Source organism: Pseudomonas shirazensis, assembly GCF_050496565.1.
GTDB classification, from domain to species: domain Bacteria; phylum Pseudomonadota; class Gammaproteobacteria; order Pseudomonadales; family Pseudomonadaceae; genus Aquipseudomonas; species Aquipseudomonas shirazensis_A.
This window is the reverse complement of the sequence record NZ_JBNWAE010000002.1, coordinates 1-23,505: the sequence shown is the minus strand read 5'-3', so window position 1 is coordinate 23,505 and position 23,505 is coordinate 1. Positions and strand designations below refer to the sequence as shown.

At 63.1% G+C, this 23,505-nt stretch carries 21 protein-coding genes and 1 pseudogene; 8 read left to right on the top strand and 14 right to left on the bottom strand.

The window, feature by feature from the left end; translation table 11 throughout:
• Positions 1-65: 65 nt before the first annotated feature.
• Positions 66-1,161, bottom strand: a protein-coding gene (gene prfB, locus ACQZ2L_RS04040) for a peptide chain release factor 2 (protein ID WP_101317151.1) whose coding sequence is annotated in 2 segments (ribosomal slippage) — positions 66-1,088 and positions 1,090-1,161 — 1,095 coding nt in all. Because the reading frame shifts where the segments join, the coding sequence is not laid out codon by codon here.
• Between the two features lie 225 nt (positions 1,162-1,386).
• On the opposite strand from prfB, the gene ACQZ2L_RS04035 reads away from it, so the two are divergent.
• Entirely contained in the window at positions 1,387-1,776 is a 390-nt protein-coding gene (locus ACQZ2L_RS04035) for a hypothetical protein (protein WP_430324763.1), read from the top strand.
• 53 nt (positions 1,777-1,829) lie between these two features.
• Here ACQZ2L_RS04035 and ACQZ2L_RS04030 read toward each other — a convergent pair whose 3' ends face one another.
• From ACQZ2L_RS04030 to ACQZ2L_RS03995, 8 genes are all read right to left on the bottom strand, one after another.
• Complete coding sequence (locus tag ACQZ2L_RS04030) at positions 1,830-2,834, bottom strand: diguanylate cyclase (protein ID WP_430324762.1); 1,005 nt, start codon at positions 2,832-2,834, stop codon at positions 1,830-1,832.
• Between the two features lie 51 nt (positions 2,835-2,885).
• A complete protein-coding gene (locus tag ACQZ2L_RS04025; RefSeq protein ID WP_430324761.1) occupies positions 2,886-3,899 on the bottom strand; it encodes a chemotaxis response regulator protein-glutamate methylesterase in 1,014 nt (337 codons plus the stop codon).
• Positions 3,896-6,193 carry a hybrid sensor histidine kinase/response regulator gene (locus tag ACQZ2L_RS04020; protein WP_430324760.1) on the bottom strand — a complete coding sequence of 766 codons (2,298 nt, stop codon included), beginning with the start codon at positions 6,191-6,193 and terminating at the stop codon, positions 3,896-3,898. The genes ACQZ2L_RS04025 and ACQZ2L_RS04020 overlap by 4 nt, the downstream gene beginning before the upstream one ends.
• Positions 6,190-6,855, bottom strand: a complete 666-nt coding sequence (locus ACQZ2L_RS04015) for a chemotaxis protein CheW (protein ID WP_430324759.1) — start codon at positions 6,853-6,855, stop codon at positions 6,190-6,192. The genes ACQZ2L_RS04020 and ACQZ2L_RS04015 overlap by 4 nt, the downstream gene beginning before the upstream one ends.
• The gene (locus ACQZ2L_RS04010) at positions 6,852-8,129 is read right to left on the bottom strand and encodes a CheR family methyltransferase (protein ID WP_430324758.1); all 1,278 of its coding nucleotides are present in this window, start codon (positions 8,127-8,129) and stop codon (positions 6,852-6,854) included. The genes ACQZ2L_RS04015 and ACQZ2L_RS04010 overlap by 4 nt, the downstream gene beginning before the upstream one ends.
• Positions 8,126-8,647 carry a chemotaxis protein CheW gene (locus ACQZ2L_RS04005; RefSeq protein ID WP_430325151.1) on the bottom strand — a complete coding sequence of 174 codons (522 nt, stop codon included), beginning with the start codon at positions 8,645-8,647 and terminating at the stop codon, positions 8,126-8,128. The genes ACQZ2L_RS04010 and ACQZ2L_RS04005 overlap by 4 nt, the downstream gene beginning before the upstream one ends.
• A gap of 5 nt (positions 8,648-8,652) precedes the next feature.
• Complete coding sequence (locus tag ACQZ2L_RS04000) at positions 8,653-10,275, bottom strand: methyl-accepting chemotaxis protein (protein WP_430324757.1); 1,623 nt, start codon at positions 10,273-10,275, stop codon at positions 8,653-8,655.
• A gap of 127 nt (positions 10,276-10,402) precedes the next feature.
• Positions 10,403-11,098 carry a tellurite resistance TerB family protein gene (locus ACQZ2L_RS03995; protein WP_101317133.1) on the bottom strand — a complete coding sequence of 232 codons (696 nt, stop codon included), beginning with the start codon at positions 11,096-11,098 and terminating at the stop codon, positions 10,403-10,405.
• Positions 11,099-11,406: 308 nt separating this feature from the next.
• Here ACQZ2L_RS03995 and ACQZ2L_RS03990 point away from each other — a divergent pair, with 308 nt between their 5' ends.
• From ACQZ2L_RS03990 to ACQZ2L_RS03970, 5 genes and pseudogenes are all read left to right on the top strand, one after another.
• Entirely contained in the window at positions 11,407-12,291 is an 885-nt protein-coding gene (locus ACQZ2L_RS03990; protein WP_430324756.1) for a hypothetical protein, read from the top strand.
• Positions 12,242-13,297: a diguanylate cyclase domain-containing protein gene (locus ACQZ2L_RS03985; protein WP_430324755.1), complete on the top strand. Its 1,056-nt coding sequence runs from the start codon at positions 12,242-12,244 to the stop codon at positions 13,295-13,297. Before ACQZ2L_RS03990 ends, ACQZ2L_RS03985 begins: the two co-directional genes overlap by 50 nt.
• 18 nt (positions 13,298-13,315) lie before the next feature.
• Positions 13,316-14,029, top strand: a pseudogene (locus tag ACQZ2L_RS03980) (PAS domain S-box protein); the annotation flags it as partial.
• A 105-nt stretch (positions 14,030-14,134) separates the two neighbouring features.
• Complete coding sequence (locus ACQZ2L_RS03975) at positions 14,135-14,581, top strand: methyl-accepting chemotaxis protein (RefSeq protein ID WP_430325150.1); 447 nt, start codon at positions 14,135-14,137, stop codon at positions 14,579-14,581.
• A 46-nt stretch (positions 14,582-14,627) separates the two neighbouring features.
• Positions 14,628-16,052: a gamma-aminobutyraldehyde dehydrogenase gene (locus ACQZ2L_RS03970; protein WP_430324754.1), complete on the top strand. Its 1,425-nt coding sequence runs from the start codon at positions 14,628-14,630 to the stop codon at positions 16,050-16,052.
• A 51-nt stretch (positions 16,053-16,103) separates the two neighbouring features.
• Here the strand turns inward: ACQZ2L_RS03970 and ACQZ2L_RS03965 are convergent, their stop codons facing one another.
• The 3 genes from ACQZ2L_RS03965 to ACQZ2L_RS03955 all read right to left on the bottom strand — a co-directional run bounded on the left by ACQZ2L_RS03965 (position 16,104) and on the right by ACQZ2L_RS03955 (position 19,640).
• Positions 16,104-17,213 carry an NADH:flavin oxidoreductase/NADH oxidase gene (locus ACQZ2L_RS03965; protein ID WP_430324753.1) on the bottom strand — a complete coding sequence of 370 codons (1,110 nt, stop codon included), beginning with the start codon at positions 17,211-17,213 and terminating at the stop codon, positions 16,104-16,106.
• 144 nt (positions 17,214-17,357) lie between these two features.
• Complete coding sequence (gene recJ, locus ACQZ2L_RS03960; RefSeq protein WP_430324752.1) at positions 17,358-19,067, bottom strand: single-stranded-DNA-specific exonuclease RecJ; 1,710 nt, start codon at positions 19,065-19,067, stop codon at positions 17,358-17,360.
• Positions 19,068-19,097: 30 nt separating this feature from the next.
• Entirely contained in the window at positions 19,098-19,640 is a 543-nt protein-coding gene (locus ACQZ2L_RS03955) for a YaeQ family protein (protein WP_314877191.1), read from the bottom strand.
• 131 nt (positions 19,641-19,771) lie between these two features.
• Here ACQZ2L_RS03955 and ACQZ2L_RS03950 point away from each other — a divergent pair, with 131 nt between their 5' ends.
• Both ACQZ2L_RS03950 and ACQZ2L_RS03945 read left to right on the top strand, forming a co-directional pair.
• Complete coding sequence (locus ACQZ2L_RS03950; protein ID WP_430324751.1) at positions 19,772-20,971, top strand: CaiB/BaiF CoA transferase family protein; 1,200 nt, start codon at positions 19,772-19,774, stop codon at positions 20,969-20,971.
• A gap of 14 nt (positions 20,972-20,985) precedes the next feature.
• Positions 20,986-21,867 carry a TIGR02285 family protein gene (locus ACQZ2L_RS03945; protein WP_430324750.1) on the top strand — a complete coding sequence of 294 codons (882 nt, stop codon included), beginning with the start codon at positions 20,986-20,988 and terminating at the stop codon, positions 21,865-21,867.
• Between the two features lie 131 nt (positions 21,868-21,998).
• Here the strand turns inward: ACQZ2L_RS03945 and ACQZ2L_RS03940 are convergent, their stop codons facing one another.
• Both ACQZ2L_RS03940 and ACQZ2L_RS03935 read right to left on the bottom strand, forming a co-directional pair.
• Positions 21,999-22,283 (bottom strand): DUF3509 domain-containing protein, encoded by a 285-nt coding sequence (locus ACQZ2L_RS03940; protein ID WP_430324749.1) that lies wholly within the window; start codon positions 22,281-22,283, stop codon positions 21,999-22,001.
• A gap of 75 nt (positions 22,284-22,358) precedes the next feature.
• Positions 22,359-22,799, bottom strand: coding sequence for a response regulator (locus ACQZ2L_RS03935; RefSeq protein ID WP_430324748.1), 441 nt, complete (start codon positions 22,797-22,799; stop codon positions 22,359-22,361).
• Positions 22,800-23,505 lie beyond the last annotated feature (706 nt).

The window sequence follows — 23,505 nt, the reverse complement described above, 5'->3', positions numbered from 1 at the left end:
TCCATCAAGAATTCATTGCCCTCGCCCGCAGGCGAGGGTCTTGCGCCAGCTCAGCAGCCGAGAAGTTACAGGCCTTGCTTGAGGCTCGCTTCGAGGTATTCGTCGATATCGCCGTCCAGCACCTTGTCGCAGTCGCTGCGTTCGATGTTGGTGCGCAGGTCCTTGATTCGCGACGCGTCGAGCACGTACGAGCGAATCTGGTGACCCCAGCCGATGTCCGACTTGCTGTCTTCCAAGGCTTGCGAGGCAGCGCTGCGCTTTTGCATTTCCAGCTCGTACAACTTGGCCCGCAGCATTTTCATGGCGGTGTCCTTGTTGGCGTGCTGGGAACGTTCGTTCTGGCAGCTGACCACGGTGTTGGTCGGTACGTGGGTGATCCGTACCGCCGAGTCGGTGGTGTTGACGTGCTGACCACCGGCACCCGAGGAGCGGTAGGTGTCGATACGCAGGTCGGACGGGTTGATGTCGATCTCGACCTTGTCGTCGATTTCAGGCGAGACGAACACCGCCGAGAACGAGGTGTGGCGACGCGCGCCGGAGTCGAACGGGCTCTTGCGCACCAGACGATGAACGCCGATCTCGGTACGCAACCAGCCAAACGCATACTCGCCCTTGATGTGCACGGTGGCGCCTTTGATGCCGGCGACTTCACCTTCAGACAGCTCCATGATGGTGGCGTCGAAGCCACGCTTGGAGGCCCAGCGCAGGTACATGCGCAGGAGGATGTTGGCCCAGTCCTGTGCTTCGGTACCGCCGGAGCCGGCTTGGATGTCCAGGTAGGCGTTGTTCATGTCCATCTCGCCGCTGAACATGCGACGGAATTCGAGCTTGGCCAGGGACTCTTCGAGACCTTCAAGCACTTCGACAACGTCATTGACCGCCGCTTCGTCGTTTTCTTCGACGGCCATGTCGAGCAGCTCGCGCGAATCGGCCAGACCACTGGACATCTCGTCCAGGGTGCCGACGATCTGCGCCAGCATGGCGCGCTCGCGGCCCAGCTCCTGGGCGTACTCGGGTTTGTTCCACACGGCCGGGTCTTCCAGCTCGCGGTTGACTTCGATCAGGCGCTCAGCTTTCAGATCGTAGTCAAAGATACCCCCGAATGGATTCGGAACGTTCGGTCAGGTCTTTGATGGTGTTGAGGATCGGTTGGATTTCCATTGGGCAGGCTACTCGCGCGAATTCGGTGAAAAGCCGGTGAGTATAAACCAGTCCGAGGCACGGCGGCAGACCCGCCGGGCAGTTGCGGCATGCTGTTTTGCATCGTCGCAGGCGTTGTTCAACCAATGAAAACTAGTAATTTTGCCAGTTTGCTCATGGTGCACGGTTTCTTACAGTGAACGCTCAGCGCACCCAATTGGCTGTAACGTCCAAGGAGAAATCACGATGAGTAACTATGAAAGTGCACAGGCATTACTGAAAGACTTCGCAATCAATCCCCCTACTTTCGACGATGCAGTAGAGGGAACCCTGGAGTTCGCCATAGCCCCGGCGAGAAACCCACTGACCGCAAACTACCCTGGGTTTGATGGCGATATACCTGGGCTCGAGCGCGTGACCATAATTATCGCAGGTGATAGGTGGGGCTCGGGAACCTCGCTAACAGCAGAAGAGGCCCGTTCTCAAGCCCTCATCACTGGCTCCGCACCCGGGGCGGTACTCCGCGAGTTCGCAACGTACAGAGTCTGGATGACGGTACATTTTAAAATTGACGACGAAGACACCGACATCGTTGTCCGATCAGCAGACGGCTTCTACAAGCTTGTTCGCCCGTAATCAGGATCATCTCACCAGCGCCAGCGTCGAGCTTTGCTATTGTTGCTGCCCCATCAAGCAATTCCCGCCTGATTACGACCATTATTCTTGGCCAGGTACAGGCCCTTGTCGGCGGCCGAGATCAGTTGCCGGCAATGGCTGCCAATGGCCGGGGTCAGGGTAGCGATGCCCAGGCTCACGGTCAGTCGCGCATCGGCCTCGGGTGCGGTATGGGCGATGCCCAGGCCGTAGACCGACTGGCGCAGTTTTTCGGCGATCAGGCGGGCGCCGCCCGGCGAGGTATTGGGCAACACCAGGGCGAACTCTTCACCGCCGTAGCGTGCCGGCAGGTCGCTTGGCCGTGAACACGAGCCGCGAATCGCTGCAGCCACCTGGCGCAGCGCCTCGTCACCGGCCAGGTGGCCGAAGCTGTCGTTGAAGGCCTTGAAGTAGTCGACGTCGATCATCAACAGCGACAGTTGCTGCTGCTCACGCATGGCCCGGCGCCACTCCAGCTCCAGGTATTCGTCGAAGTGGCGGCGGTTGGACAGACCCGTCAGGCCATCGGAGTTCATCAGGCTCTGCAACATCAGGTTGGTGTCGAGCAGTTGCTGCTGGCTGACGCGCAGCGCGCGATACGCCTCGTCGCGCTGCAACAAGGTCATATAGGAGCGCGAGTGGTAGCGAATCCGCGCCACCAGCTCGATGGTATCCGGCAGCTTGACCAGGTAATCATTGGCTCCGGCGGCAAACGCGGCGCTCTTGACCAGCGGGTCTTCCTTGGTCGACAGGACGATGATCGGGATATCCTGGGTGGCCGGGTGGTTGCGGTATTCACGCACCAGGGTGAGGCCATCCAGGCCCGGCATGATCAGGTCCTGCAGGATCACCGTTGGTTTGATGCGCATGGCCTGGGCGATGGCCTGGTGCGGGTCGGCGCAGAAGTGGAAGTCGATATTTTCTTCATGGGCCAGCCCACGCCGCACCGCTTCACCGATCATTGCCTGATCGTCCACCAGCAGTACCATCGCCGAGTTTTCGTTGGCGGTCACAAGACCTGCGCCTGGTAGATCAATCATGCCTGTTCACCTGATCACGACCGTCCAGGCGGTGTGACTCAATTGCTGATGTCATTTGGTAAAAAACTCCGTCAATCGCCCGGCAATGCGCTCGAGCGGGCGGATCTCCATCGCTGCATCAATCGCCGCAGCGGCCTTGGGCATGCCATACACAGCACTGCTCTGCTGGTCCTGGGCAATGGTCAGAAAGCCCTGCTGGCGCATCATCTTCAAACCCTGGGCGCCATCGCGGCCCATCCCGGTGAGCAGAACACCCACACCGGGCGCATTCCAATAGCGTGCCACACTCTCGAAAAACACATCGATCGAGGGCCGGTAGATTTCATTGACCGGCTCGGCGGTGTAAGCGAGCTGGCCGTTTTTCAGTAGGCGGATATGGTGGTTGGTGCCCGCCAGTAACACCTGCCCGGCCTGCGGCGGCTCGCCTTCGCGGGCAAGCCGTACCACCTGGCCGCAGGTACTGCTGAGCCAGTCGGCCATACCTGCGGCAAACACCTGGTCAACATGCTGCACCAGCACGATGGCCGCCGGAAACTGTTTCGGCAGGCCCTTGAGCAACACTTCCAGCGCGGCCGGGCCGCCCGCAGACGAACCAATCGCCACCAGACCGGTACGCTGCGAGGCTTCACGCACAGCGGTGGGCACGCTGCTCGGCGCCGCGGTGCGCTGCTGACCGATCAGCCAGCCGATATTGAGGATCTTGCGCAACAATGGCGCGGCCGCTTCCCGTGGGTCACCCGCGCCCAGCGCCGGCGTATCGACCACATCCAGCGCGCCATGGCCCATGGCCTCGAACACGCGATGCACGTTCTGCTTGCGGTCGACCGTGACGATGACGATCGCGCAGGGCGTTGCGGCCATGATCCGCCGGGTCGCCTCGACGCCGTCCATCACCGGCATGATCAGGTCCATCAAAATCAAGTCAGGGGTCTGTTCGGCGCAGCGCTCGACCGCCTCCTGGCCATTGCTGGCGACCCAGATCAGCTCATGCGCCGGCTCCAGCGCCAGCGCCCGGCGCAGCGCCTCGACGGCAAGGGGCATGTCGTTGACGATGGCTATTCTCATCCTTGTGCACCTCCGATCAACTCGACCACCGCATCCAGCAACGCGTCATCGTGGAAGCTGGCCTTTGCCAAATAGTAGTCGGCGCCAGCGTCCAGGCCACGCCGGCGGTCTTCTTCACGGTCCTTGTACGACACCACCATCACCGGCAAGCCTTGCAGGCGTTGGTCGCGACGCACCAGGGTGACCAGCTCGATGCCATCCATGCGTGGCATGTCGATGTCGGTGATCAGCAAGTCGAAGTCATCGCCGCGCAGGGCGTTCCAGCCATCCATGCCGTCCACCGCCACGGCCACGTCGTAGCCGCGATTGCTCAGCAGTTTGCGTTGCAGCTCACGCACCGTCAGCGAGTCATCCACCACCAACACACGCTTGCGGCTGGCGCCCTTGGCAATGGCGCCATTGCGTTCGATGCGCTCCAGGCGGCCGGTAGTCAGCAGCTTTTCCACCGAGCGCAGCAGGTCTTCGACGTCGACGATCAGCACCACCGAGCCATCGTCGAGCAACGCTCCGGCAGAAATATCCTGGACCTTGCCCAGGCGCGCATCGAGCGGCATGACCACCAGCACGCGCTCGCCGATCAGGCGCTCGACGGCAATCCCGTAGAGCTGCTCGCGCTCGCGAATGACCACCACCCGCAGACTGCGCTCATCGCCCTGCCCTTGCGGGCGATTGAGCAACTGGTTGGCCGAGACCAGGCCGATATGGCGCTGCTCGTGCCAGAAATGCTGACGCCCTTCGATCTGGACAATGGCCTCGGCGGGCACGTCGAGGGTGCGTTCGATATGCGCGAGCGGGAAGGCATACGCCTCGCCGCCGACCTCGACCACCAGGCTGCGCACCACCGACAAGGTCAGCGGTACCTGCAGATGGAAGCAACAACCCTGACCGGCGACCTGGGTCAGCTCGATCGAACCGCGCAGCTCGCGCACCATGTGCTGCACTGCGTCCAGGCCAACCCCGCGACCGGACACCTCGGTGACCCGATCGCGCATGCTGAAGCCGGGCAGGAACAGGAACGTCAGCAGCTCGGCTTCGCTCATCTGCGCCACGGTCTCGGCCGGTGACAAGGCTCGTTCGGCAATGCTGCAGCGCAGCCGCTCAAGGTCGATACCGGCGCCATCGTCGCTCAGTTCGACAATCAACATGCCGGCCTGGTGGGAGGCTCGCAGGCGGATCACGCCATCGCCGGGCTTGCCCGCAAGCAGGCGTCGTTCGGGCAGTTCGATGCCATGGTCGACGGCGTTGCGCAGCAGGTGAATCAGCGGCGCTTCGAGTTTTTCCAGGACATCGCGATCGACCTGGGTCTTCTCACCTTCGATCTGCAACTGCACCTGTTTGCCCAACGAGCGGCCCAGATCGCGGACCATCCGGCTCTGCCCGGTAAGCACATCGGCGAACGGCCGCATACGGCAGGCCAGCGCCGTATCATACAAATTTTGCGCGCGCTGGCTGGCTTGCCAGCCAAACTCATCGAGCTCGGCTGCCTGCTGTTGCAGGATGGCCTGGGTTTCGCCGAGCAGGCGTTGGGTCTGGGCCAGCGCATCGAGTACTTCAGGGCTCTGGCCGCTGCTCTCAAGCTGGCTTTTCAGCCCGTCAAGGGCACGCATGCCCTGCCCGTGCATGCGTTTAAGCCGCTGCAGGCTGGCCAGGTAGGGCTTGAGCCGCTGGGTTTCCACCAGCGACTTGCTGGACAGGTCGAGCAGGCTGTTCAAGCGATCCGCCGTCACCCGCAATACTCGCTCGCCGGTCTGGCTGCTGCGTTTGCCTGGCCGCGGTGCAGGCTCGGGGTCGGCTTGCGCCTCGGCTGCCAAGGCGGGCACTTCGGCGCCGGCCACTGCCGGCGCGGCCAACAGCGGTTCGCTCACTGCGGGGGTAACCGCCTGCGGCGCCGTGCTGAACGCAGCAGCGGGGTCGAGCAACGCCGCCATCTGTGCAACAAAGCCCGGCACTGCCAGCTCACCGGCGGCATCGCCCGGCGTGGCGATGCGCATCAGCAGGTCGGTGCCCTGCAACAAGGCATCGATGTGTTCGCCACGCAAACGCAGGCGGCCTTCCTGGGCCGCGACCAGGCAGTCTTCCATGACGTGGGCGACGCTCACCCCGGCATCGACGCCGACGATCCGCGCCGCGCCTTTGAGCGAGTGCGCGGCACGCATGCAGGCCTCGAGCTGATCGGCCTGGGTCGGGTTGCGCTCGAGCGCGATCAGGCCAGCGTTGAGCACCTGGGTCTGAGCTTCGGCCTCCAGGCTGAACAGCTCCAGCAAAGACGCATCACGCATTTGCTCTGGGGTCATGACAGGCTCCGCTTGACGGCCGACAGCAAGTGGGTCGAATCCAGTACGCGCACACTGCGCCCCCGCCACTGCAGCACGGCGGCAGTGAAGCGCGCGCTGTCCTGGCCGTCTTCACACGCATCGATATCCAGCCGATGGATGCCGTCGACTTCATCCACGGGAGCAACTACCGGCCCGCCTTCTGCGGCCAGGATCAACATGCGTGGCATTACCCGACCATTGATGGGGCTGGCCGGCAGGCTGTCGGCCCCCAGCAGCGCGACCAGTGACAGGCACGGCACCAGGGCGCCGCGCACATTGGCCACGCCTTGCAGTACCCGCGAGCGCTGATGCGGCAGGGAATGCACCGATTGCAGCGGAGCGATCTCGGCAAGGCTGGCAGTCGCCAGCGCCAGCCATTCTTCACCCAGACGGAACACCAGCATCGAGCGACCGGTGCATTCGCTCAGCGGCGCGGCTGCGACAGGCGCTTCGTCCTGCTGCAGGGCATAGCGATCGAGCAGGCGCGTGGCGGCTGCGGCATGCACTTCGCAGTTGCGGCAGTGAATATGCTGCTCAAGCAAAGGGCATTGTTTGTTGCCATGCACGCCGATGCGATTCCAGCAATCATCGATCGGCGCGTGGTCTTCGCTGACCAGCAGCAGCTCTTGAATCTCGCTCATCGTTGCGGCTCCCGACCGGCCCGCGCGGCGCGTTCCTGCAGACGCCGCGCACCGGCCTCATCGCCTTGCGCGGCAAGCAGCGTGGCCAGCTGCAGCAGCGCCTCGGGGTGTTGCGGCTCAAGGTAGACGGCTTTGCGGTAATGAATAATGGCGTTGTGGCTGTCGCCTGCGGTGTCGCTGAGCAGGCCCAGCCAGTAGTACACCTGCGCCTTGGGTTCGAACTGGCGCAGGTAGCGCTCGCAACTGGCCAGCGCGGCCTGGCTGTCACCAGCGTTGGCCTGGCGGGCGATTTGCGCCAGCAGCTCGCTCTCGCCGGCCTGCCCGGCAGGGGCCACCATCGACGGGGCGGGCGCTGGGCGCACGTGCCGAGGCGCTGTCGGCGAGCTACGCGGCGCAGCTGGCTGGCTCCATGGCGCAGACGCCAGGGCCGGCCGTGCAGGCGTCGGGGTAACTACGGGCACGGCTTGGGGCACGGCTTGTTCCGGCTGGCGCACATAGGCGAACGACTGTGGGATGCCCAATGGGCGCATGCCCAGGCGCGCCAACAGGCTGCCTTCGGCCGGGCCAATGAACAGCACACCCTGGGCATGCAGCAATTGCTTGAGCACCGCAAACACCCGGCGCTGGGTGGGCACGTCGAAGTAGATCAGCAGGTTGCGACAGAACACGAAGTCATAATGGCCGTTGCGACTGGCCAGGGCTGGATCAAGCACGTTGCCGACCTGCAGATCGACTTGCTGGCAGACTCGCCCATGCAACTGATGCCCCTCACCGGTATCGCTGAAGTGCCGCTCGCGAAAGGCCACATCACTGCCACGAAACGAATTGCGCCCGTACAGCGCCTGGCGCCCCCGGGCGACCGAGTTGGGGCTGATGTCCAGCCCATCGACACTGAACGCGGCGGCGCTCATGCCGCTGTCGAGCAACGCCATGGCAATCGAATACGGCTCTTCGCCGGTCGAGCACGGCAGGCTGAGGATGCGCAATGGACGCGCACCGGCCAACTCGGCCAGGCGTTTGTGCGCGAGGCTGGAGAGCGCGGCAAATGACTCGGGATAACGGAAAAACCAGGTTTCCGGGACGATCACCGCCTCGATCAGCGCCTGCTGTTCAGCCGCCGATTGCTGCAGCAGCAGCCAGTAATCGTTCAAGTCGTGCGCTGCCAGGGCAGCACTGCGCTGACGCAGGGCACGCTCGACCATGGGCGCACCGACCGACTCGACATCCAGGCCGATGCGCTCTTGCAGGAATCGGAAAAACTGCTGTTCGATCATCCCGGCACCTGCGCTGGCCCATCCGCGAACAGCAAGCGACGCACTTCGTCACTGAGCAACTGGTCGATCTCGATGCGCTGCAACATGCCCTGGGCATCCTGACGCACTGGGCCCAGATAGGGCGCCTCGCCGTTGTCCAGGCCGTACGGCTGGAACTCGTCAGGCTGGCAGCGCAGAGTTTCGGTAGCCTGTTCGAGGATCAAACCCAGGTGCAGCGCGGTAGCGCTGGCAGCCGGGTGATAACGCACCACCACCAGCCGCGTGCTGGTGCGTGCTGCGGCGGGCATGGCAAAGCTCAGCGCGGCGAGGTCGATCACCGGAATCAGCGCACCGCGATGGCTGAGAATCCCGCGCACCCAGGCCGGCGCCTGAGCGATAGGCTTGAGCGTGCGCAGCGCCAGCACTTCGACCACCTCACGCACATCCAGGGCGAAGCGCTGGTCGCTGAGGCGAAACTGCAGGTACAGCACGCCTTTGCCGGTGCCGGTTGCAGGTTCACGCTGAGGCAGAGCGTTGATCGTCATCAGACTTTGAAACGCGAGACACCGCCACGCAGACCAGCCGCGACCTGGCTCAGCTCGTCGATGGCGAAACTGGCCTGGCGCAGCGATTCGACGGTCTGGGTGCTGGCGTCGCTGAGCTGAGAGAGCGCCTGGTTGATCTGCTCGGCACCGGTGGCCTGGGCCTGCATACCGTCATTGACCATCAATACCCGCGGCGCCAGCGCCTGGACCTGATGGATGATCTGGCTGAGTTGCTCGCCAACCTGCTGCACTTCGAACATGCCGCGACGGACTTCTTCGGAAAACTTGTCCATGCCCATCACCCCGGCCGAAACCGACGACTGGATCTCGCGCACCATCTGCTCGATGTCGTATGTCGCCACGGCGGTCTGGTCGGCCAGGCGACGCACTTCAGTGGCCACCACGGCGAAGCCGCGGCCGTATTCGCCGGCCTTCTCGGCCTCGATCGCAGCGTTCAGCGACAGCAGGTTGGTCTGGTCGGCAACCTTGACGATGGTCACCACCACCTGATTGATGTTGCTGGCCTTCTCGTTGAGGATGCCCAGCTTGGCGTTGACCAGATCGGCCGCGCCCATCACCTGGTGCATGGTTTCTTCCATGCGTGCCAGGCCCTGCTGGCCGGAGCCGGCGAGGATCGACGCCTGGTCAGCAGCGGAGGTGACCTCGGTCATGGTCCGCACCAGATCACGCGAAGTGGCGGCGATCTCACGCGAGGTGGCGCCGATTTCGGTGGTGGTGGCTGCGGTTTCGGTGGCAGTGGCTTGCTGCTGCTTGGACGTCGCAGCGATTTCGGTAACCGAGGTGGTCACCTGCACCGACGAGCGCTGGGCCTGGGCGACCAGGCTGGCGAGGGATTCGGCCATTTCGTTGAAGCCGGTTTCGATGGCGCCGAACTCGTCCTTGCGGTCCAGGTCCAGGCGTATGCTCAGGTCGCCCGAACGCAGCTTGTCGAGCGCGTCCACGATGCGCTGCATGGGCGTGGTGATCGCACGCATCAACAGCAGCCCGCAAATGCCGGCAGCGATGATGGCCAGGATCAGCGACACGATCATGCTGCCCTTGGCGGTGGCCACAGCGCTGACAATGTCTTTGGTGGCGACGTCAGCCGCTTCGCGGTTGCGTTCGATCACAGTGTTGAGGTGCTTGCGCCCTTCGACCCAGGCGGGCGTCAGTACATCGGTGATCAAGCGCTCGGCTTCGGCGTAGTTCTTTTGCCGGTAGGCCTCGAGTACCAGTTCGATGTCGGCGATGTAACGTTTTTCCATGTCGACAAAGGCGTCGAAGCTGGTTTGGTCTTCAGTAGTACGAATGGTCGCCTGGTAACTGGCCATGTGCTGGCGCAGGCGCTCTTCAAAGCTCTTGAACAGCTCGATATCGGCAGGGGCGATATCGCGATGCTTGCTCAGGCCGACCAACTGCTGGCTGGTGACGTAGCTGTCGACCCAGGCGCTGCGGATCATCGAGCTGTAGTAAACGCCGGGGATGGCATCGGAACCGACCGCTTCCTCGCTCGCGGAAATGGCGACCAACCTTGAGTAGGCTGCAACGATCATCAACAACATGATGGCGATGATCACGGCGAAGCTTGCCAGGATCCGTTGGCGCATGGTCCAGTTTTTCAAAATCAGCCCTCAAGAATTCAGTACGAGCGGGAAATCGCTCGAGTATAGCCCAGGCATGAGCCGGGTTTCTCAGCTGAATGAGCGGCGTTTGCGGCATCCCTGCCGGCAAAGGTGGCAAATAGCCAGATTACTGACCTGCGGCAAGCCTCGCCTGGGCTTCGAGCTCCTGGCGCAGTGCCGGATCGAGGCGCAGCTGGCGCGACAGCTCATCAAGGTAGGCGCGCTCCATGAAGTTTTCCTGGTCGACCATCATCAGGCTCGCCAGGTACATCTCGCCGGCCATTTCCGGGGTTTGCGCGGCGCGGGCGACTTCTGCCGGGTCGAGCGGTTTGTTCAGCTCGGCGTGCAGCCATTGCTGCAGTTCGCGGTCGCTGTCCAGACGGGTGAATTCGCCTTCGATCAGCTCACGCTCCCGCTCATCGATATGGCCATCGGACTTGGCTGCCGCGACCAGCGCACGCAGCACGGCCTGGCTGTGCAGCTCGGCTTCGGCCGGTGGCAGCCGGTCGAGCGTCTGCGGCTCGCGCACCTGGCCGGTGGCCTGCTGCGCCTGCCAGTTGTTGAAGGCCTTGTAGGCAATCACCCCAAGCGCCGCCAGGCCGCCGTAGGTCAGCGCCTTGCCGCCGAACTTGCGCGCACTCTTGTTACCCAGCAACAAGCCCATGGCGCCACTTGCCAGGGCGCCGCCACCCATCCCTGAGAGCAGCCCGCCGAGGCCGCCGGCACCGAGCGACGGCTTGCCGCCTGCACTTTTGCCGGTTTGTTTGCTGAGCATTTCCTGGCCGGTCTTGAACAGTTGATCGAGCAAACCTCGGGTGTTCATGCGCACGTCTCCACGCTACAGAAAGGAAAACCCAGAGTAAGGCTTGGCCTGTCGTTCGCCATGGAAGTATTTGCTTCGGGATGTTGCACAAGCCGACCAAGTGCGCTGGCAAGGCGGCACGCTCGGCCTGATCATCGAATAGCCGCCAAGGGTCCAGCTCCATCGACCATAGGTGTCCAAACCTTGCCCAGCGGTCAATCTTGCAACATTTTTGGGGCCATCCTGAATTTGCTCTGCAAAACCGCATAATCGCTGCTGAAACGATAATGGCCATGTGCGGCCATTGACATTAGGTGATGTTGCTAGCCATGAAACGAGCCGAACTGCTGGACTACCTGCATCTGACGATCAGCAACTTCTACCGCCTTGATTCCGATACCGCGCTGGACCACCACCTGCAGTTGATGCTTGAGCAATATCGGCGCAAACCATTCTTCTTCAAGAGCTTGCTCAAATACGACCGGTTAATGGTCGTGCTGTCGCTGTTCGCCTTTTATTTCCACGACCCAATGACGCCTTTATCCCGGGTCAAGGCATTTTGCGAGCAGCGTGGCTACCTGACGCGCAACACCCTGGAGTCGTACTTCTCGTTCTTCCTGATATCGGGCTATATGCACGTATCGCCCCACCCGGATGATGCTCGGCAACGCATCTACAGGCCCAGCAAAACCGCTATCGATCTGGCCACACAACTGATCAGCGCATACCTCATACCGGCCCAGCAACTGATACCCGATGCCCAGCCGGGGCAGCGCACCGAGCCAATGGCGTTCCTGCGTCAGTACTTCAGTGGATTCGCTCACCTGCTGGATGCCGACGTGCTGCTGGACGGACTGCTGCCGGGGGCCAAGTGGATCATGAACCGCGACGGTGGCCATCTGCCGATGCTGAGCTTGTACCTCGATGCCCGGGGCTTTCGCTCAAACGACGGCGGCTACAAGGTCTCCAGCTATGCCGAGCTGTCGTCACGGCTGGGGGTGTCCACCATGCACGTGGCACGGCTGGTCAAGGAAGGCGAAAGCAAAGGCTACTTCCGCACCCAGGGATCACTGGTCGAGATGCGCCCAGCGTTCGCCGAGCTGGTCAGGCACACCATGGCGATCTACTTCGCCGTCACGCGGGTCAGCATGGAGCTTGGTAGTTATGCCCTTGAATCGGAAATACCCCAGCCTGGAGCTGGATGTCTCGGCTGATCATCGCCCGCGCATCAGGCTGCTGCTGCGCGAGGGTATCATCGCCGTGCAACTGTTGGTTATCGCCAGCTGGCTTGCCGTTCACCTGGTGCTTGACGAACGCATCGCCACCCTCGGCGCCTGGGGACCGTTAGTGATGATGGTGACTCTGTTCATCATCCAGACGCGGACAAACTCGGACAACGTATGGCGGTATTCGGGCTTGCTGTTCATGTTGACGGTGGTGCTCGGCTTCAAGCTGATCTTTCTCGACTACCCGCATTTGCATCGCCAGTTCTCTCTGGCCATGACCGTTCTGGCGGTGGTCGGCGCATCGCTGCTGATTCCTGGGCCAATGGATTATCTGCTGGTCGCCGTGTTGAGCTGGGTGCTGGTGATGCCTCACATCGGTCACGATGAGGTGAGCGACTACCGCTGGTATCTGGCTATTTTCTTTGCCTTCTCGATCAGCCTGGGCTGGATCAACAGCCGCACCTACCTGCGCGCACTGAGCATCACACTGCAGATCGAGCAGCACTATCGCACCCTGTCGGAAACCGACTACCTGACTTCGCTGTACAACCGACGTGCACTGATGGACCGCTTCGAGCGCATCATCGAAAGCCACGGTGGCGGTTTCTTCATGATGATCGATATCGACGACTTCAAGCGGATCAACGACCAACTTGGCCACGCCGCCGGCGATCAAGTGCTGCGCGTGCTCGCCGCACGCCTGCGCAACATGGCCGGCAGCCACTGTGCCGGTCGCCTGGGTGGCGAAGAGTTCGGCGTCATCATCGACGCCCTGAGTCCAGCCATCGCCCTGGCCATCGCCGAGCGCCTGCTGGAGGCGGTACGCAACAGCCGCGAAGCTCCCGCCCGCTTCACCTTCAGCGCTGGGCTGGTGCCCTTCAGCCATGATCAAGCCCTTGCCGACATCCTTATCCACGCCGACCGCTGCCTGTACAAGGCCAAACGCGCCGGCAAGGACCGGGTGCATTTCGGTGCAGGCGAGCATTTATCCTGACAATTACCGGAGTTCGCCGTGTTCAACCGTCGCTGCACGCAGGCCCTGCTCGCTTGCCAACAACAACTGGACAGCCTGCAAGCTGTGCTCACCCAACTGGAACAGCAACTGCTCAGCGCTCGTCTCGATGCCAACGGCTGCTTCACCGAGGTCAATGCGCCGTTCGCCAACGCGCTTGGCTTTTCCGCCGCGCAACTGCTCGGGGTCAAGCTCGAAGCCCTGCTTGAACCAGGCTGCAGTTTGCCGGCACCACTGACAGGCTCGCCGTCGCTCAGTTGCCGGGGCGCGGACGGCCGACCGGTGCTACTTCAGCTCTGCTGGTTGCGCGACGCGCTGGGCCAACAGCATGGCTACGGCTGTGCCAGCCCCGGCACCAGCCGCCGGGACCGGGACGGGTTGGAGTTGTACAACGCCCTTGACCATTCCACCGCCATCATCCAGTTCAACCTCAATGGCATGGTGCTCGACGCCAACAAAGCCTTCCTCGACGCCATGGGCTATGGCCTGACGCAGATTCTCGGCAAGCACCACCGCATGTTCTGCTCTGCCGAGGACGCTGCCTGCGCCGACTACACCCAGCTCTGGCAAGCACTCAATCGCGGGCAGTTCGTGGCGGGGCGCTTTCGTCGTATCGACGCCCGCGGCAATACCGTATGGCTTGAAGCGACCTACAACCCGATCAAGGACCAGCACGGTCGCCTCTACAAGGTGGCCAAGTTCGCCAATGTGGTAACCGAACAGGTGGAAAAGGCCGACCTCGTGCGCCGCGCTGCCGAACTCGCCCATGATGTTTCGCTGACCACCGAGCACAGCGCACAGCAAGGCCTGACAGTAGTCATGCAGGCCGCGTCGGCCATGCAATCCATCGCCGGGGAAATGGCCAGCGTTGGCCAGGACATGCAAGCGCTGCAGGCGCAGTCGCTGAACATTGGTGCGATCGTCGAGATCATCGGCGGGATTGCCGCGCAGACCAACCTGCTGGCACTCAACGCGGCCATCGAGGCCGCCCGTGCCGGCGATCAGGGCCGTGGCTTTGCTGTGGTTGCCGATGAAGTCAGGCGCCTGGCCGCACGCACTACCGAGGCCACCCGGGACATTTTCGAGGTAGTGCGTCTGAACCGAGAACTGGCCGATGGCGCCTTCAATGGCATTCAGAACAGCCGCGAGCATGCCTGCGCTGTGCAGGATTTGGCCAGCCAGGCCGGCAACGCGATGGACGAAATCAGCCGCGGCGCACGCCAGGTCGTCGAGGTCACCAGCCAGGTGGCCAATGAGCTGCAGTGAGTGGTCTACGCTATCGACCATCGCAAATGCCTCGGAGGATTGCCCCATGCACACCCAGATGCTGATCAACGGCCAATTGGTAGCCGGTGAAGGTCCTGCCTGGACTGTCCTCGACCCGGCCGCAGGCACTGCCCTGGCGCAGATCAGCGAGGCCAGCGAGGCGCAGGTCGATAGCGCCGTGCGCGCCGCCGACAGCGCGTTTGCCAGTTGGTCGCAGACCAGCCCGAAAGACCGCTCGCTGGCGTTGCTGGCGCTGGCCGATGCCATTGAACAACACGGCGAAGAACTGGCCGGCCTCGAATCGCAGAACTGCGGCAAGCCGCTTGCCGCCGCCCTCAATGACGAGATCCCGGCCATTGTTGACGTGTTCCGCTATTTCGCCGGCGCGGCGCGTTGCCTGGGCGGCTCAGCGGCCGGCGAGTACCTGCCGGGGCACACTTCGATGGTGCGGCGTGACCCATTGGGCGTGGTCGCCTCGATTGCACCGTGGAACTACCCGCTGATGATGCTCGCGTGGAAGATCGCGCCGGCACTGGCCGCAGGCAACACCGTGGTACTCAAACCCTCCGAGCTGACCCCGCTGACAGCGCTGCGCCTGGCCGAGCTGGCCCGCGAGATCTTCCCGGCGGGTGTGCTGAATATTCTGTTTGGTCGTGGCGCGACGGTCGGCACGCCGCTGGTCACCCATCCGCGCGTACGCATGGTATCGCTGACCGGCTCGATCCCGACCGGGGCGAACATCATCGGCGCCACTGCCGCCAGCGTGAAACGCATGCACATGGAGTTGGGCGGCAAGGCGCCAGTGCTGATCTTCGATGATGCCGATCTCGATGCAGCCGTCGATGGCATTCGCAGCTTTGGTTTCTACAATGCCGGCCAGGACTGCACCGCCGCCTGCCGGCTGTATGTGCAGGACGCCATCTACGATGAATTCGTCGAGCGCCTGGGCAAAGCCGTCGCGAGCATCAAACCAGGCCCGCAGGACGCGGCCGACACCGAGCTGGGCCCACTGATCAGTGCGCGACACCGCGACAAGGTGGCGGGCATGGTTCAACGCGCCCTCGACCAGCCGCATATCCGCCTGGTCACCGGCGGCAAAGTGTTAGAGGGTGCAGGCTTCTTCTACGCGCCGACCCTGCTGGCCGACGTGCTGCAGGACGACGAGATCGCCCGCCATGAGGTGTTCGGTCCGGTAGTCACCGTCACCCGCTTCGCCAACGAAGCTCAGGCGCTGGAGTGGGCCAACGATTCCGAGTACGGCCTGGCCTCATCGGTGTGGACCGCTGACGTGGGACGCGCGCACCGCCTTGCCGCACGCCTGCAATACGGCTGCACCTGGGTCAACACGCACTTCATGCTGATCAGCGAAATGCCCCACGGCGGGCAGAAGCAATCGGGCTACGGCAAGGATATGTCGATGTATGGGCTGGAGGACTACACCTGTGTCCGCCATGTGATGTTCAAGCACTAGGCGTGCTGGCTACCTTGTCGCCGTATCGACGACAAGGCAGCCACATCAGCGTCAGGCGTCGCGCAGGTCGGACTCGTGGATCGGGTTGGCGCGGTGAGTTGCCCGTTGGTATTGCGCAGGCCAGGTGGCCTTGTTGCCACCCAGATCGTCGTCGGCATGCAGCGGCCAATAGGGATCGCGCAGCAGCTCACGGGCGAGGAAGATCAGGTCAGCCTGCCCCGTGCGCAGAATGTGCTCGGCCTGGGCGGGTTCGGTGATCATGCCAACGGTGCCGGTAGCGATCTCCGCCTCTTTGCGCACGCGCTCGGCAAAGCGCGTTTGATAGCCCGGGCCGGTGGGAATCTCGGCGTTGACCGAAGTGCCGCCCGAAGACACGTCGATCAGGTCCACCCCCAACGCTCGCAGGCGGCGCGCCAGCTCGACGGTTTCGTCAGGGTTCCAGCCGTCTTCGACCCAGTCGGTGGCCGACACGCGGACGAACAGTGGCAGCTCTTTAGGCCATACCGCACGCACTGCCTCGGTGATCTGCAGGGTGAAGCGAATGCGGTTTTCAAAGCTGCTGCCGTATTCGTCGCGGCGCTGGTTGCTCAGTGGCGAGAGAAACTGATGCAGCAGATAGCCGTGGGCAGCGTGCAGTTCGACCACCTTGAAACCCGCAGTGAGCGCGCGCTCGGCGGCTTTGACGAAGGCGTCGATGATTTCCTGGATCTCGCCGGTACTCAGCTCACGCGGTGCAGTGTGCTCCGGGTCGAAGGCAATTTTAGACGGGCCGACCGGCTGCCAGCCGCCTTCCTCCGGTTTGACGCTACCGTGCTTGCCCAGCCAGGGCCGATGAGTGCTGGCCTTGCGCCCGGCATGGGCCAGCTGAATGGCGGGTACCGAACCCTGGGCAGTGATGAAGCGGGTGATGCGCTGCAGCGGCGCGATCTGCTGGTCGTCCCACAGGCCGAGGTCTTCGGCGGTAATCCGACCATCGGCGGTGACCGCCACGGCTTCGGTGAAGACCAGCCCGGCCCCGCCTACGGCACGGCTGCCCAGGTGCACGAGATGCCAGTCATTGGCCAGGCCATCGGCGGCCGAATACTGGCACATCGGCGACACGGCGATGCGGTTGGGCAGGGTCAACTGGCGGAGGGTGTATGGCTCTAACAGCAGGCTCATGGGGGATCTCCCTGGGACTCCAAATGGGTGACCGGCCCGGGCACTGATGTGCAGCCGTGGCCTGGTACCGGTTCTCTTGAGCCTAGACCAGTTTGTTGCGACCAGGGTTCAGCCCGGTCGCAGGAGCATCCCCGCAGCAGCCGATTAGCGCGGCTCGATGTGCGCGATCATCAGTTGCACGCTTTCGTTGCCGCGAAACTCGTTGACGTCCAGCTTGTAGGCCAGCTCGACCCAACGCACGGTGGGGTTTGGCCAGACTTCGCGGTCGATACCGAAGGCGATACCGTCAAGTTTGACCGCTCCGCACTCGCTTTTGAGCACCACCTTGAGATGCCGCTCACCGACCACACGCTGTTCAACCAACTGGAACACACCATGGAACAGCGGCTCGGGAAAGTGCTGACCCCACGGGCCGGCGTTGCGCAGGGCGCGGGCCAGGTCCAAGTGGAATTCTTCAACCGCCAGGGTGCCATCAGTCAACAAACGGCCGGTGAGGTCGTCTTCATTGAGCTGACGCCGGGTTTCTTCGTCGAACGCGGCGGCAAAGGCCGGAAAGTTCTCTGCCGGCAGCGACAAACCGGCGGCCATGGCGTGACCACCGAACTTGCTGATCAGTTGCGGGTGGCGCGCAGCCACGGCGTCCAGCGCGTCGCGGATATGAAAGCCTGGCACCGAGCGCGCCGAACCCTTGAGCACGCCCTCACCCGCATCGGCAAAGGCGATGGTCGGGCGGTGGTAGCGTTCTTTCAGGCGCGAGGCGAGGATACCGATCACGCCCTGGTGCCACTCCGCATCGAACAGGCACAGGCCATACGGCATCGACTCCAGCGGCAGGTCCTTGAGCTGGGCCAGCGCTTCGCGCTGCATGCCCTGCTCGATCGACTTGCGGTCCTGGTTGAGGCCGTCCAATTGCTCGGCCATGTCGCGGGCCAGCGCCGGGTCGTCACAGAGCAGGCATTCGATGCCCAGGCTCATGTCGTCCAGGCGGCCTGCGGCGTTCAGGCGCGGGCCGAGGATAAAGCCGAGGTCAGTCGAGGTGATGCGCTGGTAGTCACGCCGGGCAACTTCGAGGATCGCCTTCAAGCCGGCGCGGGCGCGACCGGCGCGAATTCGCTCGAGGCCCTGGTGGACCAGGATGCGGTTGTTGGCATCCAGTGGCACCACGTCGGCGACACTGCCCAGTGCGACCAGGTCGAGCAGCTCGCCGATGTTCGGCTGTGCCTGGGTCTGGTAACGGCCAAGGCTGCGCAAACGCGCGCGCAAGGCCATCAGCACGTAGAAGATCACCCCTACCCCGGCCAGCGATTTGCTGGGGAACTCGCAGCCTGGCTGGTTCGGGTTGACGATGGCGTCGGCGTCCGGCAACTGCTGGCCGGGCAAGTGGTGGTCGGTCACCAGCACCTTGAGCCCGGCGGCCTTGGCGGCAGCGACGCCCTCGACACTGGAGATGCCGTTGTCGACGGTGACCAGCAGCTGCGGCTGGCGCTGCAGCGCGACTTCGACGATTTCCGGGGTCAGACCATAGCCGTATTCGAAGCGGTTTGGCACCAGATAGTCGACATGCGCCGCGCCCAGCAGCCGCAGGCCCAGAACGCCGACAGTGCTGGCGGTGGCGCCATCGGCATCAAAGTCGCCGACGATGAGGATGCGCTGGCGTTGGTCCAGCGCCTCGACCAGCAGATCGACCGCCGCGTCGATGCCCTTGAGCTGCTGATACGGCAGCAGGCGGGCCAGACTCTTGTCCAGCTCAGCCTCCGATTGCACGCCGCGGGCGGCGTACAGGCGGGTCAGCAACGGCGGCAAGGCACCCAGAAAAGGCAGGGTGGGCGGCAACGGGCGGGGTTCGATACGCATGGGGTCTTCAGCAGTCTATAAAGGTTGGAATCAGCCGCGCTCGCCGAGCAGCCACTGCAGTTGCACTTCGTGCTGGCCGCGGTCGTCGGTGACGAACACGGTGCCTTCACTGATCATTACATCCCACTTGATCACCCGCGGCATGTCCTTGGCGATGACTTCCAGCACCTCTTGCGGGACGGCGGCGATGTTGACGTTTTTCAGGTTCTTGATCGCGCCGAGCACCTTGGTTTCCCACACGCGCAGGCTGCCATAGGCGAGCAGGCTGGTGCGCTCGGTGCGACGCGAGCACCAGGTCAGCCGATCCGCGTCGGGCTGGCCGACTTCGATCCAGTGCAGGACGCGGTCATCCAGGCTCTTTTCCCACAGCGCAGGCTCGTCGACGTCCGACAGACCACGGCCGAACGACAGTTGCTCGTTGTACCAGAGCGCGTAGGCGAGCAGGCGCACGGCCATGCGCTCTTCGGTTTCCGAAGGGTGGCGGGCGATGGTCTGCTTGACGCTTTCGTAGACGTTGCGGTCGAGGTCGGTCAGGTTCAGTTCGAACTTGTAGGTGGTGGACGGCTGGGCCATGGGTGACGGGCTTCTAGCTGGAGAAAGTCGGCTAGTCTAACTGATCCTGCCCTGCTTGCGTCGCGACAGTATCTGCCGCAGGCGAGCTGTGATAAAACCAGCGCTTTGTTTCTGCCGCCACGGATGCCCCCATGCCCACGCCCAGCAAACCCCTCGCCGGCCTTAAAGTCATCGAGCTCGGGACCCTGATCGCCGGCCCTTTTGCCTCGCGTATCTGCGCCGAATTCGGTGCCGAGGTGATCAAGGTCGAGTCGCCCGATGGCGGTGATCCGCTGCGCAAATGGCGCAAGCTGTATGAAGGCACCTCGTTGTGGTGGTTCGTCCAGGCGCGCAACAAACAGTCGCTGACGCTGAACCTCAAGCACGAGGAAGGTCGCGAGATCCTCAAGCGGCTGCTGGCCGGGGCCGACATCCTGATCGAAAACTTCCGCCCCGGCGTGCTGGAAAAACTCGGCCTGGGGTGGGACGTGCTGCATGCGCTGAACCCGCGCCTGGTCATGGTGCGCCTGTCGGGCTTCGGCCAGACCGGGCCGATGAAAGACCAGCCAGGCTTCGGTGCGGTCGGTGAATCGATGGGTGGCCTGCGTTACATCACCGGCTTCGATGATCGCCCGCCCGTGCGCACCGGTATCTCCATCGGCGACTCGATTGCCGCCCTGTGGGGCGTGATCGGTGCATTGATGGCGCTGCGTCACCGCGAGGTCAATGGCGGTGCAGGGCAAGTGGTCGATGTGGCGTTGTATGAAGCGATCTTCGCAATGATGGAAAGCATGGTGCCGGAATTCGACGTGTTCGGTTTTATCCGCGAGCGCACCGGCAACATCATGCCCGGCATCACTCCCTCGTGCATCCATACCAGCGCCGACGGCAAGCATGTGCAGATCGGCGCCAATGGCGATGCGATCTTCAAGCGCTTCATGCAGGCAATCGGCCGCGACGACCTGGCCGAGGACCCAACCCTGGCCAGCAACGATGGCCGCGACCTGCGCCGTGACGAGCTGTACGGCGTGATTGATCGCTGGGTCAATGGCTTGCCGCTGGAACAGGTGCTTGAGGTGCTGAACACTGCGCAGGTGCCGGCCAGCCGGATCTATTCGGCAGAGGACATGTTCAGCGACCCGCAGTTTCTGGCCCGCGAGATGTTTCTGCAGGGCCGCTTGCCCGATGGCAAAGCATTCAAGATGCCCGGCATCGTGCCGAAGCTGTCCGACACGCCAGGCTCGACCGAGTGGATTGGCCCGGCGCTGGGCGAACACACTACGGCGCTGCTCAGCGGCCTTGGCTACGACGCTGCGGCCATTGCCCGGCTGCGCAAGGACGGCGCGGTCTGAACCGCGCCGCCGTGGTGTTCAGACTCAAGTTACGCTGGCTGCTCGCGCTTGCAGTTATCTGCGCGCTGCTGCCCGGCGTAGCTACGGCGAAGGAAAAGCTGCTGTGGCTGATCCGCGATCTGCCGCCCTTCACGATCTTTGAAGGGCCTGAACAAGGCCAGGGCGTGCTCGACCGCATGCTGCCGCTGCTGATCGCGCAGATGCCCGAGTACGAGCACAGCATCGTCCGGGTCAACCGCGCCCGCGGCATCCAGATGCTGCAAGAGCACTCCTTCACCTGCGACCCTACCCTGCTGTGGACCCCTGAGCGAGCCAAGTACGCTTATTTCTCCAGCCCGACCATGGCCGCGATGAGCAGCGGCCTGCTGGTGCGCGACGAGGACCAGGTGCTGATCGAACCTTACGTGCACGGCGGCAGCGTCGACCTCAAACGCTTGCTGACCGAGAGCACCTTGAAGCTCGGGATTGTTGCCGAGCGCAGTTACAGCGCCTCTGTCGATGAGTTGCTCAGGCAACTGCCCGACAGTGCATTCAACCGCCATTACGGCACCGAAGCGACTGCCAGCTTGCTGCAGATGCAGCAGTTGGGGCGTCTGCGGCTGGTGCTGGGATACTGGCCAGAAGTGCGTTACCTGCTCAATCAGCAGGGTGCGGATACACACAACTATCGCTTCTATCCCATTCAGGATGTGCAGCCCTATCAGCTGCTGCATGTCGCCTGTTCGGACACACCGCTCGGGCGTGAGGCGATCGGCCATATCGACAAACTGCTACCGGCGCTGCGCCGTGACACCTTGCCGGATCTGTATGCCCACTGGCTCGACCCCGAGCAGCGCGAAGCGTACATGCAGCGAGCCGCGGAGCTGGCCGACGATCAGGCCTACGCCACGCCCTGAGCCAGAAAAAAGAAACCCCGGTCGCTGGGGAAAACGACCGGGGTCAAGCGAAAGTCATCTGGACTTTCCGTGGCAGCTCAACGTCACCGGAGCAAAGCGCCGCTGGGCTGCCATTAGCAAATAAGACGCAATCAGCTGGCAAAGGTTCCATGAATCGGTTGGCGATGCTGCAGCGCAGCGATCACACAAGGCTGCAAGCGCCCTTCGGCGATCTGCACATCACGGTGCAGGCCGTCGACCAGATCGATCAGCAGGCTCTGTTCCTGCAATTGTCGCGAGCTGACAGCCCGCTGCAGGGTGACGTTGCCTTGAGGGTCACGCAGAACCAGTTGACGATTGCCATTGGCATCGGCGGCGGCAAGGTGAGCTTGGTAAGGGGTCAGAGCATCATTGAGCAGTCTGCAAATTCTTTCCATCCGGCGCACTCACTTGTTTTTTGGCTATATGGGTACTGACCCATGGCGGCCGCAGAAAGTTCGTTGCTGCGCTATTCAGTGAGCATGCGCGCGCATCATGACAGTTTGAAAATCGCTCACAGCAGGCTTGTAGCGGCTGCCGCCTACCCGCTGCAGCGTTCGTTGCAGTGCTGGCATCGATAAAGGCCAGGCCAGTTCGTTGACCACCCACAAGCCTTTTTGCCGGGCCTGCTGGGCGATATCAAGCTGCGCAGGAAGGGGCTGACCGATCAACAGCAACGCCGTCGACGGGCAGGTCAAGCTCAGGTGCCGCAGCAACGCCTTGCCGTCGGCACTTGGCATGGCGTGATCGATGATCAGCAGATCAGGTGCACGCCGGCTGGCCAGCAAGGTTGTGGCGATGGCCAGGTTGTCGGCGATGCGCACATTGAATATGCCCTGAGCATTGCAGGCCTGATGCAGGCTGATCTGCTGGGCGGGACGGGTGTGATAAATGACGACGTTGAGCCGGTACATAGGGCGCTCCTGAGCGCCACGCGCCCGGGTTGAAGTAGCGCCAACTGTAGAAAGGGTCAAGAGCGAGGGATATAGGAAAAGGCTGAAAGTGCGAGGCGGCGGCCACACTAAATGGATGAGCGCACAGCGATCGTGAACGACCTGAAGATTGCTGGGGGCGCTGCGCGCCCCTTTCCGACCGGTCCGGCGCCCCGGCAAGGCCGCTCCTATAGAGACCGCGCATGTCGGCGATGCGCGGTGCCTGTAGGAGCGGCCTTGTGTCGCGATTGGGGCGCGCAGCGGCCCCGGCAATCCAACGCCCCACCACCATCGCGAAACCCACACTGACCCGCTCTGCGCCAGCGCAGCGAGGCGTGCCTTTGATCTTGATCTTGATCCACCGGCGACTCAGGAGGCCGAGCGCAGGTCTTGCGAAGGGAGGTGCCGGCCATGGATGGCCGGCAAGCGCTGCGGGCCAGGAGGCCCGTACAGCGCGGTCCTCCCGGGAGCAAGACCGAAGCGAGGGAACCCCGCAGCGCAGCGAAGGGGCCGGATGTGGAGCCAAGCGTTTTTTTGGTTACTTTTTTGGGGCGTTTGCCAAAAAAGTGACTCGCCGTAAGGGCGAAAGGGGCCCGTACAACCACCATCGGAAATGGATATGATCACAGCGATCGTGAACGAACCGGAGATCGCTGGGGGCGCTGCGCCCCCCTTTCGCGACACAAGG